This is a genomic window from Sphingobacterium sp. UBA7249, from assembly GCF_002472835.1.
In the GTDB taxonomy this organism is placed as follows: domain Bacteria; phylum Bacteroidota; class Bacteroidia; order Sphingobacteriales; family Sphingobacteriaceae; genus Sphingobacterium; species Sphingobacterium prati.
In genome coordinates, this window is record NZ_DKST01000028.1 from 206,590 (window position 1) to 221,206 (window position 14,617).

Genomic DNA, 14,617 nt, shown 5'->3' on the forward strand with positions numbered 1-14,617 from the left:
AATTACTGATTAACTATATTTTTTTTCATCATAATATCGGTTTGCTCATCGTCACCTAATCTAAAAATATGTTTATCGAAGGGGATGAAACCATTTTTTTTATAGAAGCTAATTGCACGAAGGTTTTCCTCCCAAACACCCAACCAAATAAACTGTACGTTTTTTAACTTAGCCACCTCTAATGCTTTTTCATAGAGGAGCTGCCCCGCTTTTTTTCCGTGAAATTCTTGTAGTACATAAATACGTTCTATTTCCAGTGCATGTTCATGCTGTAATTCGGTTTGTGCTTGTTCGCTATTTATTTTGAGGTAACCAATCATGCTATCATCTTGTTGCGCAAAATAAAATTCCGATCCTTGATTGCTCAATTCGGCTAGTAGTGTTTCCCTTGAAAACTTTTCTGCCAAATATTTCGCCATATTGGCTGCTGTATTGCCCTCAGAAAATGTTTCTGCGAAAGTCTTCTGACCTATGCTTTGCAATAGATCAATATCTGTCATTTTGACTTTAAGGATTTTTATGTCTGTTGAATTTGTGCTCATTTTACGTGTCTTTTACATTGAAACTATAGATTTCTAATCGATTCGGCAATGCTTTTTTCGATCTGGTTGCCGCCGTTTTCCAAATAGGCCGCAATACGCTCCCTTTCTGAAGCAGTTTTGTTCTGGCTAATCTTTTTTTGCCCCTGAATATTGGTTACCTCCAATTCGAAGGCGACAATCCCTCGCATCATCCCTTTTTTAAAACGATCGGAGAGCCCTTGCCATTGGGTTAAATAATCATTGTCATAAGTTCTGATCATTTGTTCAAGTGCGTTAAGTTTTGCTTCCTCTTCGGTTATAATCTTTGCCGTTCCGTAGGCATGTACGGCGATGTAATCCCAGGTCGGAACGCTTTCTGCTTTGTCATAATGTATAGGAGATATGTACGCATGCGGTTCCGAAAAAATAACCAATGAAGTATTTGCTTCGATGTCATTGGCCTGTTCATTTGCAATGGCAAAATGAGAGGTTAAAAAAAGTTTATTTGCCTGTTCGTTTATCTCAAAGGGCAGTTGAGTGGCTATTGGAAGATTGTCTTTAATGGATACGATCGTTGCAAAACTATATTGTTTCATAAATGCAACCTGTTCCTTATAGTCATCAAACTGAAAATGCTTGGGTACGTACATACAAACGATATTTTTTGTTCACTACAAAAATAAGGCTAAAATGAAGCAACTAAATGGGCCAACTTTAATAAAGCAGGTAGTCCAGTAACCATTTTCACGGCTTTACTAGATATTGTTGCCTATTTTACTTTTAACAGGTTCGGCAAGCCTTCATTCTTTGTTACTTGGCGAACTTTTTAGCACCCCCTACACATACTATGATACCGATAGTGACAAATAACATTCCGACACTCACTTCTTCATGAAGGAGACTGGCCGCTAAAATTAGACCAAAGAAAGGTTGAAGGAGCTGCAACTGGCCGATGGTGGCAATTCCGCCTTGCGCTAATCCTTTATACCAGAAAATAAAGCCAATAAACATACTAAAAAGAGAAACATAGGCGAGACTTGTCCAGGCTCCTATACCAACATGTGTTATTGTGGCTGGAAGAAAAACAAAACTCAGCGGAAGGACGACCGGCATTGAAAATACAAGGGCCCAGGAAATTACCTGCCAACCGCCTAGCGTCTTTGAAAGTTTTCCCCCTTCAGCATAGCCAAGTCCACAGAGAATAACTGAAAATAGCATTAGCACATCACCAACTGGGGAAGAGGCTATTCCCTGCATGAGCGCATAGCCAACAACTAGGAGACTACCCATTACCGAAAATATCCAAAAAACCGGACGCGGGCGCTCGCCGCCACGAATAATACCAAACACTGCTGTCGACAGCGGTAATATTCCGACAAAGACAATGGAATGTGCTGATGTAACATAACGTAATGCTAATGCACTCAATAAAGGAAATCCAATGACTACCCCCAAAGCCACAATACCAAGTGATAAAAATTGTGTTTTTGGAGGAAATTTCTCCTTGTTGATCGACAAAACCAATAGCGCAAGCAGACCTGCAATAGAAGCACGGGCTACTGTCACAAAGAACGGATCTAAATCTAAAACAGCTATGCGTGTAGCTGGCAGTGATCCGCTAAATATAATAACGCCAACTAAACCATTTAGCCAGCCACTTGATTTTGTCTCTCCTGTATTGATACTCATCGTCGGATTAATTAAACGCTGTTACAAATCTCGCTAATACTAAGGATTGAGTACAGTTACAGTTTTTGTTTAATTGATGGATACAGTTATCTTTACGAGATGGGAAAAGACTTTTTATACCGTGTTTTGGCTCAAAATATAGCTGGTAAAATACATAATGGTGTTCTCAAGGCCAATGAACGGCTCCCTTCTGTACGTATGTTGAGCAAAGAACACGGCGTCAGTATGAATACAGCTAAACGTGTTTTTGTGGCGCTGGAGGCACAGTCGTTAGTGTATTCGAAACCGCAGTCTGGGTATTTTGTCAATGCTTTGAATCAGCATAAGTTGCAACTTCCACAAATGCCGCAAATGGGGCTTATGAAAGATGGTGCGGAGCCTGATGAGTTGATAAGTAGTGTTTATGCCAATATGGGACGTCATGATCTAACCTTGTTTTCCATAGGTGTTCCATCGGGGAAATTGCTGCCTTTGGCAAAATTAAAAAAAGAGATTTTGATCGCGACCCGGGAATTGAACGGTGGTGGTGCCGAGTACGAATCTTTGCAAGGTAACTTGAAACTGCGCAGGATGATAGCGGCACGTTCGATGGCTTGGGGTGGCACATTGACAGCAGAAGATGTTATTACAACAAATGGCTGTATGCATGCGCTATCACTCTGCCTGATGGTATTAACCAAACCAGGGGACACCATTGCATTAGAAAGTCCATGCTATCCAGGGATTTTACAGTTGGTACTAAGTTTGGGATTACAAGTCATCGAATTGACCTGCGATCCAATTTTGGGGATTGATACCCATTCGCTTGAGCGCTTATTGCCTCAAATTGATGCTTGCCTGCTTGTTCCCAATTTCAATACGCCCTTAGGCTATTGTATGCCTGATAAGAATAAAATGGAAGTAGTTCGCTTACTCGCCAAGTATAAGGTTCCGCTAATAGAGGATGATACCTATGGCGATATCTATTTTGGCCGTGAACGCCCTAAATGTTGTAAAACGTTTGACGAAGAAGGGAATGTCCTATGGTGTGGTTCGGTATCAAAAACATTGGCACCCGGCTACCGGGTGGGATGGGTCGCTGCGGGTAAATATAAAGATCAGATTCTCCGGCTGAAATTAATCCATGCCTTATCATCTACGGCATTAATTCACGAGGCGGTAGGTAATTTTTTGAAAACAGGAAGATATGATCATCATCTTCATCATCTTCGAAAAACATTAATGGAAAACTATCAACGTTATGCCAATGTGATCGCAGAGTGTTTTCCAGAGGGAACCCGAATAAGTCGGCCGCAAGGAGGATTAGCTTTATGGGTAGAGCTGCCTAAAAGTATTGATACAATCAAGCTTTACAACTACGGATTAAAAATGAATATGAGTATTGCTCCGGGGAGGATGTTCACCCTGCAAAATCAATTTCAAAATTGCATGCGTCTCTGTCTTGGACTGCCCTGGACGGATGAGCTGAGATTTGCCTTGGTCCAATTAGGAAATCTGGCAAAGATGATGCTACAAGCTGAACAATCTGATATGACAACAGAGATTAACGAGTTTTAGCCTTTTGTACTTGTACTTTCATTTTGGTATTGTGGTACATGGTCCACTTTTGCGAATAGATGCGGACCATTCATTTCGATACCAGCCGCTAGAAAGTCATTTAGAATGAGCTGATAGATTTCGGACTTGGCTAGCTCAATTTCGGCTGATCTAGAAATATAAACATTCAGTTCATAAAGAACGTAGAAATCATCAAGTTTCTTTTGCAATACAAACGGCGCGGGAAGTTGGTTTACACGTGCGATACGAGGAGGAATTTTAAGTAGTAATTCGTGTATACGTTGCCACGGTTCTTCATACCCTACGGTAAGTTCAACCTGAAAACATATTCCTTCTTCTGAAAAGGTCGAATAATTGACCGTATTACCCGATAGGATGGAGGAATTTGGAATCGTTATTTCCTCATTTTTAATCGTGCGTAACCGGGTTACCAAGGGTGATTTTTCAATAACAATGCCAGTCTTATCAGCAATTGTAATGCGGTCACCAATGCGGAAAGGACGCATGTAGGTAATGACGAGACCAGCGATGATATTTGAAATGGCTGAGGAGGACCCCAGGGAGAATAACACGCCGATAAAAACAGATATTCCTTTGAAGATGTCTGAATTCGCTCCAGGAAGATAGGGAAATACAAGTACCAATGTAAAGGCCTGTAGCAGAAACCGGACAATGGTAAATGTAGGCATGGCAAACTCGCGGTGGAAGCCATTGATCTCCAATTTACCCTTATCAATTTCGTTAAAGATATATTTGACAAACCGTACCGCATAACGCATGACAAAGAGGATAACGAAAACGGTGATCAGGTTTGGAATATAATCCCAAATGGCCAAGACAGCTTTTTTCAAGGGTTTGGTAAAAAGTCCGATTAGATTGGAGGCCCAGCTCTGTGTAAAAGGGAAGACACTGAAGACTATCGGAAGCATGATGAAAGCGATCAACACAATCAGTCCCCAACGGGCAATATTGATTGTGTTAATGAATATACGTGTTTTCTGCACAGAGGTGACCAGTACATAATTTTTTACCTTCACATCCTTGATCCGTTCTGTACGTTCGGCCAACAGGCGATTCGTGCCATACTTTTTTAGTCTATTGATAAAAAATACCAAAATCGAAAAGATGATGAGGATAAGGAGGACAAGTCCTGTACGGATCAGAATTTTGGTGATACTATTGTCTGCGCGTTCCTGATTGATGGCTTGTTGGATACGCTTGAGATATTGGTTGGCAATCTCTTCTTTGCTTTTCCCTTCCAGTAGGGCGTCAAGTTCTGTGATGGAAGTGATGACCAGGTCTTTGTAGACAATGTCGGCGCTGATTTCATTGTTCTCGATTTTGAAGGAGTCTACTTTTACAAAATCATCTTCATAGAGATTTTCAATTCTATTGACCACATTATAGGCGCGATCTTTGGCCAGGGATGAGCCCAATTTGTTATAAATATAAAAGAGGGTATCATTAAACGGCGCGACGGCATAACGTTTGGTATTTTTTTTGATCGAGTCAACTTTGATTTTTAACTGTTGCTTGCGCAAGTTATTTTCTTCTTCAAAGTCATTGAGTTGCTGTTTTAGATTTTCTTTCTTGGGGCTATTTTGACTTTTGAGATTGGCGATTTCCTGCTGTAGTTTCTGGCGTTCGAGTGAATCGTTGATCTGTTGTTGTCGGATATCATTTAACAAGGTGCTTAAACCAAGTTCTTTTTTATTGATTGAATCGGCTTCTTGTGCATAAAGCGCAACGGTTGTTGAACAAAAACATAGTATAATCGTAAAGAAAAAAATGTAAAATCCTTTCATATTCTCCAAGGTAAAATTGATTCAAAATCTATAAGCTTAACCCGCCTGATCGAATAGCCAAAGATAATAATGTTTTTATGGAACCTAGCTGTCAGCTGCTGTAATATTCCTTAATTCTTTTTTTGTTGGATATTTTATGGTGAGCACCTACTGTAATTATGATATAAATTGCATATAAAATGATACGAAGAGGCGGTTGAATGTCAGTTATTCCAACGTAATTTGCTATGAAGCATTTTTAGGCATTATGGTTATCTAACTATTTTCAGGACTGAAATAGAGCTGTGGCTAATTTTATCAAAATATATGATTAAACCCTTTAAAAAACCTATTTATAAGATGAACAAACTCGGAAAAGTGAGTTTTTGTTGCTTGCTAGCTTGTATATCGAGCTTTTTTACAGTACAGGCCCAACAACGAAAGGCTCCAGCTTACCCATTGATTACACACAATCCAAACTTTAGTATCTGGTCAATGACGGACCAGCTGAATGCATCGACTACCAAACACTGGACGGAAGCTGACCATTCACTTCTCGGACTGATCAATGTTGATGGTAATATCTACCGTTTTCTTGGCAAGGAGGAACCCAGTTATAAAACTATTCTTCCTACAGCGGAGGAGCAACCCTTTACCGTACAATATACGGAATCTAAACCTGAAGGAGACTGGGAGTCTTCTTCTTATAAGGCCAGTAACTGGAAATCAGGTGCTGCTCCCATAGGAGATGACCAAAGACATGTCAAGACGCTATGGAAATCCGATGATATCTGGGTGCGACGAGCCTTCAATGTGACCGACCCGCAACGCATCAACGAACTATTCCTGAAATTGAACCATGATGATAACGTGGAGGTATTTTTAAATGGAAAAAAAGTTTATGAAAAAGCAGGTTGGACAAATAGCTTTCAGTACCTGCCCATAAATAAGTCTGATCTTAAAGCTGGACAGAATCAGATCGCCATCCACCTACGAAATACTGCCGGCGGCCGTTATCTTGACTTTGGCTTGGTAGATCGGCTTAAAGAGAGTGGGCCTAAAATACAGACTGCCGTACAGAAGGATGTGGAGGTAACAGCCACACGGACGATATACAGCTTCCAGGCTGGTAACGTCGATCTAAAACTGACGTTTACATCGCCGCTATTGATGGATGATCTCAATCTATTGGCTAGACCAGTATCTTATATAACCTATCAGGTTAAGGCAAATGATGGAAAACAACATGCCGTAAAGGTTTTTCTAAGTGCTGCATCCAATATTGCAGTTTATAAGCCTTCTCAGGAGGTCACTGCTGAAAAACATGAAACCGACAAATTAGCTATTTTGAAAACGGGGACTGTCGAACAACCTATTTTGCAAAAAGGTGCCGATGATATGCGGATTGACTGGGGGTATTTTTATGTCGCTTCCCTAAAAGCGGATCAAGCCCAACAGTTTGTAAGTCCAATGGCGACGGCTGTGGACGACTTTAGAAAAGGGAATATGAAGTCAACAAGTACAAGGGGAACAGCATTATCATTGAATACAATCATTCCTTTTGGGACAGTGGGCAACAAAGAAGTTGAACGCTTTGTTGAACTTGGGTATGATGAAATTTATGCTATCCAATATTTCGAAAAAGATCTGCGGCCTTGGTGGAATAATTCCGGTAAGGAAACCATCGAAAATCAGCTCACCTTAGCGGCCAATGAATATCGCTCCGTGATGGACAGGTGTGTTGCTTTCGACAAGGAGGTCTATGCCGATGCATTGAAGTCGGGTGGAAAGGAATATGCCCATTTAACAACATTGGCTTATCGGCAAAGTATTGCTGCCCACACGCTGGTAAAAAGTCCACAGGGCGAATTGTTGTGGTTGTCGAAGGAAAACAACAGCGGTGGCTTTATTAATACCGTCGATGTCACTTATCCATCTGCACCTTTATACTTGATCTGTAATCCGGAATTGTTGAAGGGCATGTTGACCGGTATCTTTTACTTTAGTGAAAGCGGCAAATATCCTCACCCGTGGGCGGCACATGATTTGGGGACATATCCATTGGCCAACGGGCAGACGTATGGCGAACCGATGCCTGTTGAAGAGTCTGGAAATATGATTATTTTAACGGCGGCGATTTCGAAAGTACAGGGGGATGTGAGCTATGCAAAGAAGCACTGGAAGACGCTTACCACTTGGGTAGACTATCTTGTAAAAGATGGTTTTGACCCAAAAACGCAATTATGTACAGATGATTTTGCTGGTCATCTCGCCCGTAACGTAAACTTATCGGTAAAGGCTATTGTGGGGATTGCCTGTTATGCGCAAATGGCTGAAGCGATCGGTGAAACTGAAACGGCGAAGAAATATCGTGCCATAGCGGAGGAGATGGTGCCAAAATGGATGGAAATGGCCGATGCCGGAGACCATTATGCACTGACATTTGACAATAAAAATACCTGGAGCCAAAAATATAATCTGATCTGGGACAAAGTGCTTGGACTAAATTTGTTTCCGCAAAAAGTCTATAATACGGAGATCAAGTATTACCTCACCAAACAAAGCAGATTTGGAATTCCATTGGATAGCCGAAAAGCGTATACCAAAAACGACTGGATTTTGTGGACTGCAACATTTGCACCGACTCAAGAAGAATTTGAAGCTTTGGTACACCCGGTTTACAACCATGCGATCCAAACACAATCGCGTGTTCCACTAAATGACTTTTACGATGCGAATACGGGGATACGTGAGAATTTTAAGGCGCGTAGTGTTGTAGGCGGTTTTTATATGAAGATGCTATCGGATAAACTTCAGCAAAAATAGATATATGAATACCTTATAAAAAGTAATTTCATTTTAATGTGAAAAATTAAGGGAACCAACGGTTCCCTTTTTTGTGATGGGCCATGGCTTTCTAATAAAAAACAATTCCAGAAATTGAGGCTATTTTTTTTCAGATAATCAAGGATCAGTTCAACCCGTTACCGTATACGCTGGAGCTTGTTACACCGTATACTTTTAAGTTTTTTACAATCAATTTCAATGCGATCTCTGTTTTTTGCCTTATGTTTTTTCTGTAGGTATTTTCCAGCCATCGTAATCGCTTCTTGCCTGAGTAGTTGATCGAGCTGCCTTGAGGAAAGGTTGAGACAGGTACGAATTTCTTCGGAAAACGCGTATTTCCAAGCTAGTTCTGTATCATTATTTTGAAATTTGTTGAACAATAAACTGTCTATTTCAGTCGGTCGAGTAGGGGTGAAAAGTAATCTAATTGAAATTACTAAGAGCGGTTTTGTAATAACAACATTTCACCGACAGCAATATGATATACCCTGTGTCGGTGAAATGTATGAATGGAATTTATTCGTCTTTTAAACTATTGACCGGATTTATTCGCGCTATTTTTAGCGCATGGTAGAAGATGGTTCCAAATGCAATCAACATGCTGGCGATTCCTGCAAGTAGAAATATCCAGGCCTGAATACTGATTCTGTAATTGAAGTCCTGTAACCAAGTGTTCATTGCCCACCAGCCAATGGGGCAGGCGATTAGAATGGCGACGAAAATAAGTTTTATAAAGTCAGCTGATAGCAATTTTATAATTCCAGGCAAACTGGCGCCGAGAACCTTCCGGATGCCGATCTCTTTTGTCCGTTGTTGGGTAACAAATGCAGCAAGTCCAAACAAACCTAAGCAGGCAATTAATATAGCCAAACCCGCAAAGGTTGAGACAATAACCTGCGTCCGTTGTACATCTGCATACAACATTGCAAAGCCTTCATCCAAAAAGGTGTATTGGATCTTCTGATGTGGGGAGAATTTGTTCCAAACGCCTGTAATTTGATCAATGCTTTGCTCAATTTTGTCCGATTTTAATCTGATGGACATCATATTCGGGCTACCACCAACAACTAATGCCAGTGGTTTGACATCCTCATTGTGCATATTTCCGAAGATAAAATCTTCGACTACAGCAATTATAGTAAGCGGTGCGTAATTTCGGATTTTTGAGCCGACTGGATTTTTGAGGTTCAACTCTTTTACCATTTTCTGATTGACAATTACGGCTGCTGAATCTGTTGGCATGTTCATATTGAAATTACGCCCTTCGAGGATTTTTATACCGAAGGTGGAGATATAATCATCATCAACGATCCAGTTTTGGCCACTTACACCTACCTCTTCGTTTTGTCTACCATCGATCCAAAATGAGTTTCCGTTACGTTTTACACCGTCCATCGTAACGGGTAAATAATCACCAATAGAGACAGAAGCTACGGACGATAATTCCTTTAATTCATTTTTTAATGACTTTTGCTTTCCATCCAAAGTGCCTGTCCCTCGTAATACGAGAACCTGTTCTTTATCGAAACCCAGATCTCTATTTAAAATATGTTTTATCTGCTGGTTGATGACCAAGGTGCCAATAATTAGAATAATAGATGTTGCGAACTGGAAGATAACAAGTCCATTTCGAAACCAATTGCGGGTTGATTTTAGATTTACATGTCCTTTTAATACTGTAATCGGTTTAAATTTAGAAAGATACATTGCAGGATAAATTCCCGATACAATGGCTATGAATAAACCGAAGACGACAAGGGATGGGATGAAATACCAAGTTGTCCATGGGAAAACCAAAGATTTACCTGCGATGTTATTGAAAAAAGGGAGTAGAAGCACCGCGAAAAATAAAGCAAATACGATCGAGATTCCACTGTATAAAAAAGATTCTGTCATGAACTGGATGACGAGCGCCCCTCGATCAGAACCAATGGTTTTTCGAACACCCACTTCTTTTGCACGTGTAGCGGCATTGGCAGTGGACAGATTAATAAAGTTGATCATGGCGATAATCAATATAAATGCTGCTATTCCCCCAAAGATATAGACCAGTCGAATATCGCCTCGATTTTGACTTTCGATCTTATGAGTTTGTATATCGTTGGAATATAAGTGAATCTTTTCCACGGGTTGCAGGGTCATTTTTGCGGAATTCCACATCTCTTCATTGACCGTCATGCCCGCTTGTATAATAGCAGGTTTGTAATGATCTTGAATATAAGATTTTGTGATTTTCTTTTCCAATTGCTGAATATCGGTACCTTCTCTGACTCTAAAATAGGTTGTATAGTTGGAGGCAAGCCAATTTAATTTTTCTCCTTCATAGGGCTCATGACCACTTAAAGTCATAAAGAAATCAAATCCATATAGATTGGAGTTTGTGGGAATATCATCGATGACTGCCGTAATGGAATACTCATTTGATCTATCATTATTTAAATAGATGCGTTTTCCGATCGGGTTTCCGTTAAAGAGTTTCGCTGCTTTCCGCTTAGTGATTACAATAGTCTTTGGATTGTCGAGCGCATGGCTTAATGAACCGAAGATTGTCTTGGTTGGAAAGAAATCCATGATCGCCTGATCCGCAAAACAGAAGCCTTCTTCGGAAAATAGTTCGGCATTGCCAGTTGTGGCGATTTGATTGGTTCCAGCACCAAAAAGAGGGTTTGTTAATAATCTTCCAGAGGCAATAATTTCTGGAAATTCTTCCTTTAAAGTAGCGCCGGCCGGAGCTGGGAGCGATAATCCTTTTAGAACAGTATTGTCTTTATTGATTATGCCTACTACCCTGAAAAGTTGGTTGGAATCTTTGTAAAATTTATCATAGCTCAACTCGTGCTTTACGTACAAAACAATAAGCATACAGATCGCCATGCTAAAGGCAAATCCGCCTATTTTTATTAATGAGAAGAAGCGTTGATTTTTTAAACTTCTCCAAGCAGTTTTTATGTAGATTTTTAACATAGCGCTATCAATTATCAATAGATGACCATTTTATATCAAAATGGAATTGCAATTGATTTGCCATTGTTTTAATGATTTGATTTTTAGTTGTTTATGTTTTGTTGTTGTGTGGAGGGACTGTTCATATTCGAACATGTTTTTGTTCAGTTGCGGACAATTAGACGCTGCAATCGGCGCTGGCAAAATCTATCATTGTTAACCACCATTGTCCTTTGATTTTGGTAACATAAAAAATAAAAGTGCCTGTGTCGCTGTTGACAATAACCCGTCGACTCTGATTTTCCATACGCTTTACTCCGCTATAGAGTTGGTCTAGTTCTTGCACTTTATCCGACGTGATTTCTTCACCGATAATACTTGAATAATGGGTTTTATAAAAAATAATAGATTCGGATAAGCAATGATATTTACCCTTATTTGCGACAAATATGCCTTTTTTGTAGATTGTTTCGCACTCGAAAAAAGGTCGATCGCTATACGTTATATTTTTTTGATTGTCCTCCAGAGATAATCAGGATGCTACAGGTATTTGCAATTTGACAAGTGTCCCTCCTTCAGGATTTTTCGTGATTTTTATGCTTGCTTTCTTGCCCAGGAGTTGCATCCTTTCATGACTGATCGTTCCCGAGAGCGAGCGATGTGGAGTTTCTTGGATATCTGGCTCAGACTTGCCGCTATCAAGGATATCTACAGATAAAATATCTCCTTCCAATTGAAACTGAATGTCGATATTGCCTTTACAGGTTTCGAGGTCAATACCATGTAAGATCGCATTCTCGACATAAGGTTGTATCAACATCGGAGGTAGCATGATGGCACTGAGATCCTGTTCGTCTGGCTGCGTAATGTGGTAGGTAAATGCATCCTCAAAACGCATTTGCTGTAGGGTCAGGTAATTTTCCAGTGTTTCGATCTCCTCACTTAGAGGTACCAGATTCTCTCGGCTTAGTTCCAGGTTGCTCCGTAATAAACGACTAAAGCGATTGAGGTACTTGATGGCACTTTCTTTCTTATCTAATCGCACAAAACTCTGTACTGCTGACAAGGTGTTGAAGATGAAATGCGGCTCCATCTGCGTCCGTAATAATTGTTGCTGCAATAGGACTTTTTCTTTCTCTTGGCTTAGACGTCGTTGTCGAAAACTATAAAAGAGGAATAACAATACAATGATCAATAACATAAGACCTAAAGAGGAAATGGCTAACCACAACCGATTTTGCTGTAACTGCAGTTTATTGATCTTAATGCTTTCGTTCAATGTACGAATGGACTGATCTTTGGCTTGCAATTGATATAAAGCGTTCATTTCGGCAATTGCCTGTGTATTTTCCGAGTGATAGACACCTTTCTGTAGCTCAACAATATCGTGTAAAACGTTGATTGCTTCTACTTTTTTGCCTTGTAAACGGTACAGTTCAGCTAAACTTTGTTGAAATAGTATTTCATTATGCGGAAAGATAAGTTTCGGGAATTGGGCTCTCAGCTTTTTGGCTTTTACTATATATTGTGTAGCTTGGATTGGCTTTTTAAATAACACATAAATTGATGCAACATTACAGTAGTTTACAAAGAGATTATTCATCAATACGGAGGACTCCCTGATATTACTTAGACGCTCATCAATTTCAATTTTCATGAGCTGGTAATGTAATAATGAATCTTGCTGGTTTGTTGTTTCGAAGTACTGTATTTTCGAGTCGTACAAAAAGCTGATGTTATATTTATCTGGAAATAGTCGGTGGAGTTGCTCTAATTTATGGAGGTATGGCGCTATTTCTTTGGCAGACCTTTGTAAGGCATTTAGTGTATAAATCATCTGTACGAATACACGTTGACGATTGATATGATCCTTTGGAAGCGAATCTGAAAGACTGAGGGCTGCCCGATTCATTTTTTCAGCAAGATTGTATTGAAATGAGCTCAGATTATTTTGTGCAGCAGAGAGCAACATGGCTGATTTCGCTTCGGCTGAGAGTCCCGCCGTCGTGTCTGAGAGAACGATAGCAGCGGCTTTGTTGTAATAGTAGCCTGCTTCACGCTCTTTTGCTTCAGTACTACGGATATTACCGATGCCGTTATAAATAAGTGCTTTGTATTTTAGATTACCTACTGTAGGTTCGATCAATTCGAGTGCTTGCTCCACAAAAAAATGGGCAGAATCTTGTTGAAGCATGGCATATAACCGAGCAGTATTGTATTTAACTCTTGCAAGGAATATGGTATCATTTTTTATACCTGGATTTTCGCCAAGATTTTGCCAGGCTCTCTTTAGTGAGTCACCGTTGGTAGCGTTCAACCTTTTGTCTTCGAGTTGTTTTATCTGTGCTGAAAGGACATCGCGATCTTGGGAAGAAAATTTGGGTCTTTTGCCACAAGATACAACGTGTAAGGTAAGCAACAAAAAGAAAATATTTTTTAGTAGGTTTTTCATTTCTCGGGGAAAAGCTGGTTTAAAATTATGTTTTTCCTTCGTGATGAAATAGGGATTTCCTCTTTGTTTTTCAAAACGATATATTCCGATCGATTAACTCCGGATATATATTTGCGGTTTACCAAGTAGGATTGATGGGTACGTAGGAAATATGGGGCGGGTAATAATTCTTCATAGTACTTTAATGGTTTGGATATGAGTTCTTTGGATCCGTCGCTCAGAAAGAAAAAAGTATATGGTCCATCACCTTTACAGTATATGATGTCAGTGACAGCAACTATACGTATATTATGGATGGATGTCAAAGCAATGCTTTCTGGTAAATCACCAAGGTGCAGTGCATGTTGGGCCGTATTCAACTGTTGCATCCACTGTGGATTATTATCGCTCCGACGACGATAGCGTTCCAACGCTTCTTTTAATTCGGTCTGATCTATAGGTTTTAGCAAGTAGTCCAAAGCACCGTATTTAATTGCTTTGATGGCAAAATGATTATAAGCTGTGATGAATATTACGTTTTGCGGGATAACATTGAGTTTTTTTAGAAGATCAAAGGCTGTACCATCCTTAAGTTGAATATCCATCATGATCACATCTGGTTGCTTTTCTTCAATTAGTTTTATAGCAGTTCGAACACTGTCGCTCCAACCAATTAGTTCGGTATCAGTTTCTTGTTGTATAAGGTAACTTATTTCCTTACGGACAGCGGGTTCATCTTCTATTATTGCTACTGTTATCATTTTTCAGTTTTTTCTGTTCGGTAAAAATAATAATTGTGAGTAAAGAAAAGTTGTTGATTTGCAATTTGTGCTAGTTTTTTATGG

10 protein-coding genes are annotated in these 14,617 nt (G+C 39.9%); 2 read left to right on the plus strand and 8 right to left on the minus strand.

Annotated features, from left to right (window positions below; translation table 11 throughout):
* Nucleotides 1-2 precede the first annotated feature (2 nt).
* From B4A24_RS20330 to B4A24_RS20340, 3 genes are all read right to left on the minus strand, one after another.
* Nucleotides 3-542 (minus strand): GNAT family N-acetyltransferase, encoded by a 540-nt coding sequence (locus B4A24_RS20330; protein WP_293946796.1) that lies wholly within the window; start codon nucleotides 540-542, stop codon nucleotides 3-5.
* Between the two features lie 23 nt (nucleotides 543-565).
* The gene (locus B4A24_RS20335; protein WP_293946797.1) at nucleotides 566-1,171 is read right to left on the minus strand and encodes an FMN-binding negative transcriptional regulator; all 606 of its coding nucleotides are present in this window, start codon (nucleotides 1,169-1,171) and stop codon (nucleotides 566-568) included.
* A gap of 160 nt (nucleotides 1,172-1,331) precedes the next feature.
* A complete protein-coding gene (locus tag B4A24_RS20340; RefSeq protein WP_293946798.1) occupies nucleotides 1,332-2,210 on the minus strand; it encodes a DMT family transporter in 879 nt (292 codons plus the stop codon).
* A gap of 99 nt (nucleotides 2,211-2,309) precedes the next feature.
* Here B4A24_RS20340 and B4A24_RS20345 point away from each other — a divergent pair, with 99 nt between their 5' ends.
* Entirely contained in the window at nucleotides 2,310-3,767 is a 1,458-nt protein-coding gene (locus B4A24_RS20345; RefSeq protein ID WP_293946799.1) for a PLP-dependent aminotransferase family protein, read from the plus strand.
* On the opposite strand, the gene B4A24_RS20350 is transcribed toward B4A24_RS20345, so the two are convergent.
* Nucleotides 3,764-5,572 (minus strand): mechanosensitive ion channel family protein, encoded by a 1,809-nt coding sequence (locus B4A24_RS20350; protein ID WP_293946800.1) that lies wholly within the window; start codon nucleotides 5,570-5,572, stop codon nucleotides 3,764-3,766. The two genes, B4A24_RS20345 and B4A24_RS20350, sit on opposite strands and share 4 nt — an antisense overlap.
* Before the next feature lie 339 nt (nucleotides 5,573-5,911).
* On the opposite strand from B4A24_RS20350, the gene B4A24_RS20355 reads away from it, so the two are divergent.
* Nucleotides 5,912-8,377: a glutaminase family protein gene (locus B4A24_RS20355; RefSeq protein ID WP_293946801.1), complete on the plus strand. Its 2,466-nt coding sequence runs from the start codon at nucleotides 5,912-5,914 to the stop codon at nucleotides 8,375-8,377.
* Nucleotides 8,378-8,535: 158 nt separating this feature from the next.
* Here B4A24_RS20355 and B4A24_RS23935 read toward each other — a convergent pair whose 3' ends face one another.
* From B4A24_RS23935 to B4A24_RS20370, 4 genes are all read right to left on the minus strand, one after another.
* Entirely contained in the window at nucleotides 8,536-8,853 is a 318-nt protein-coding gene (locus B4A24_RS23935) for a DUF1062 domain-containing protein (protein WP_414713258.1), read from the minus strand.
* A gap of 61 nt (nucleotides 8,854-8,914) precedes the next feature.
* On the minus strand, nucleotides 8,915-11,362 hold the full coding sequence (locus B4A24_RS20360; protein WP_293946802.1) for an ABC transporter permease: 2,448 nt from the start codon (nucleotides 11,360-11,362) through the stop codon (nucleotides 8,915-8,917).
* Between the two features lie 511 nt (nucleotides 11,363-11,873).
* Nucleotides 11,874-13,793: a sensor histidine kinase gene (locus B4A24_RS20365; RefSeq protein ID WP_293946803.1), complete on the minus strand. Its 1,920-nt coding sequence runs from the start codon at nucleotides 13,791-13,793 to the stop codon at nucleotides 11,874-11,876.
* Nucleotides 13,790-14,533 carry a LytR/AlgR family response regulator transcription factor gene (locus B4A24_RS20370; protein ID WP_293946804.1) on the minus strand — a complete coding sequence of 248 codons (744 nt, stop codon included), beginning with the start codon at nucleotides 14,531-14,533 and terminating at the stop codon, nucleotides 13,790-13,792. The genes B4A24_RS20365 and B4A24_RS20370 overlap by 4 nt, the downstream gene beginning before the upstream one ends.
* Nucleotides 14,534-14,617 lie beyond the last annotated feature (84 nt).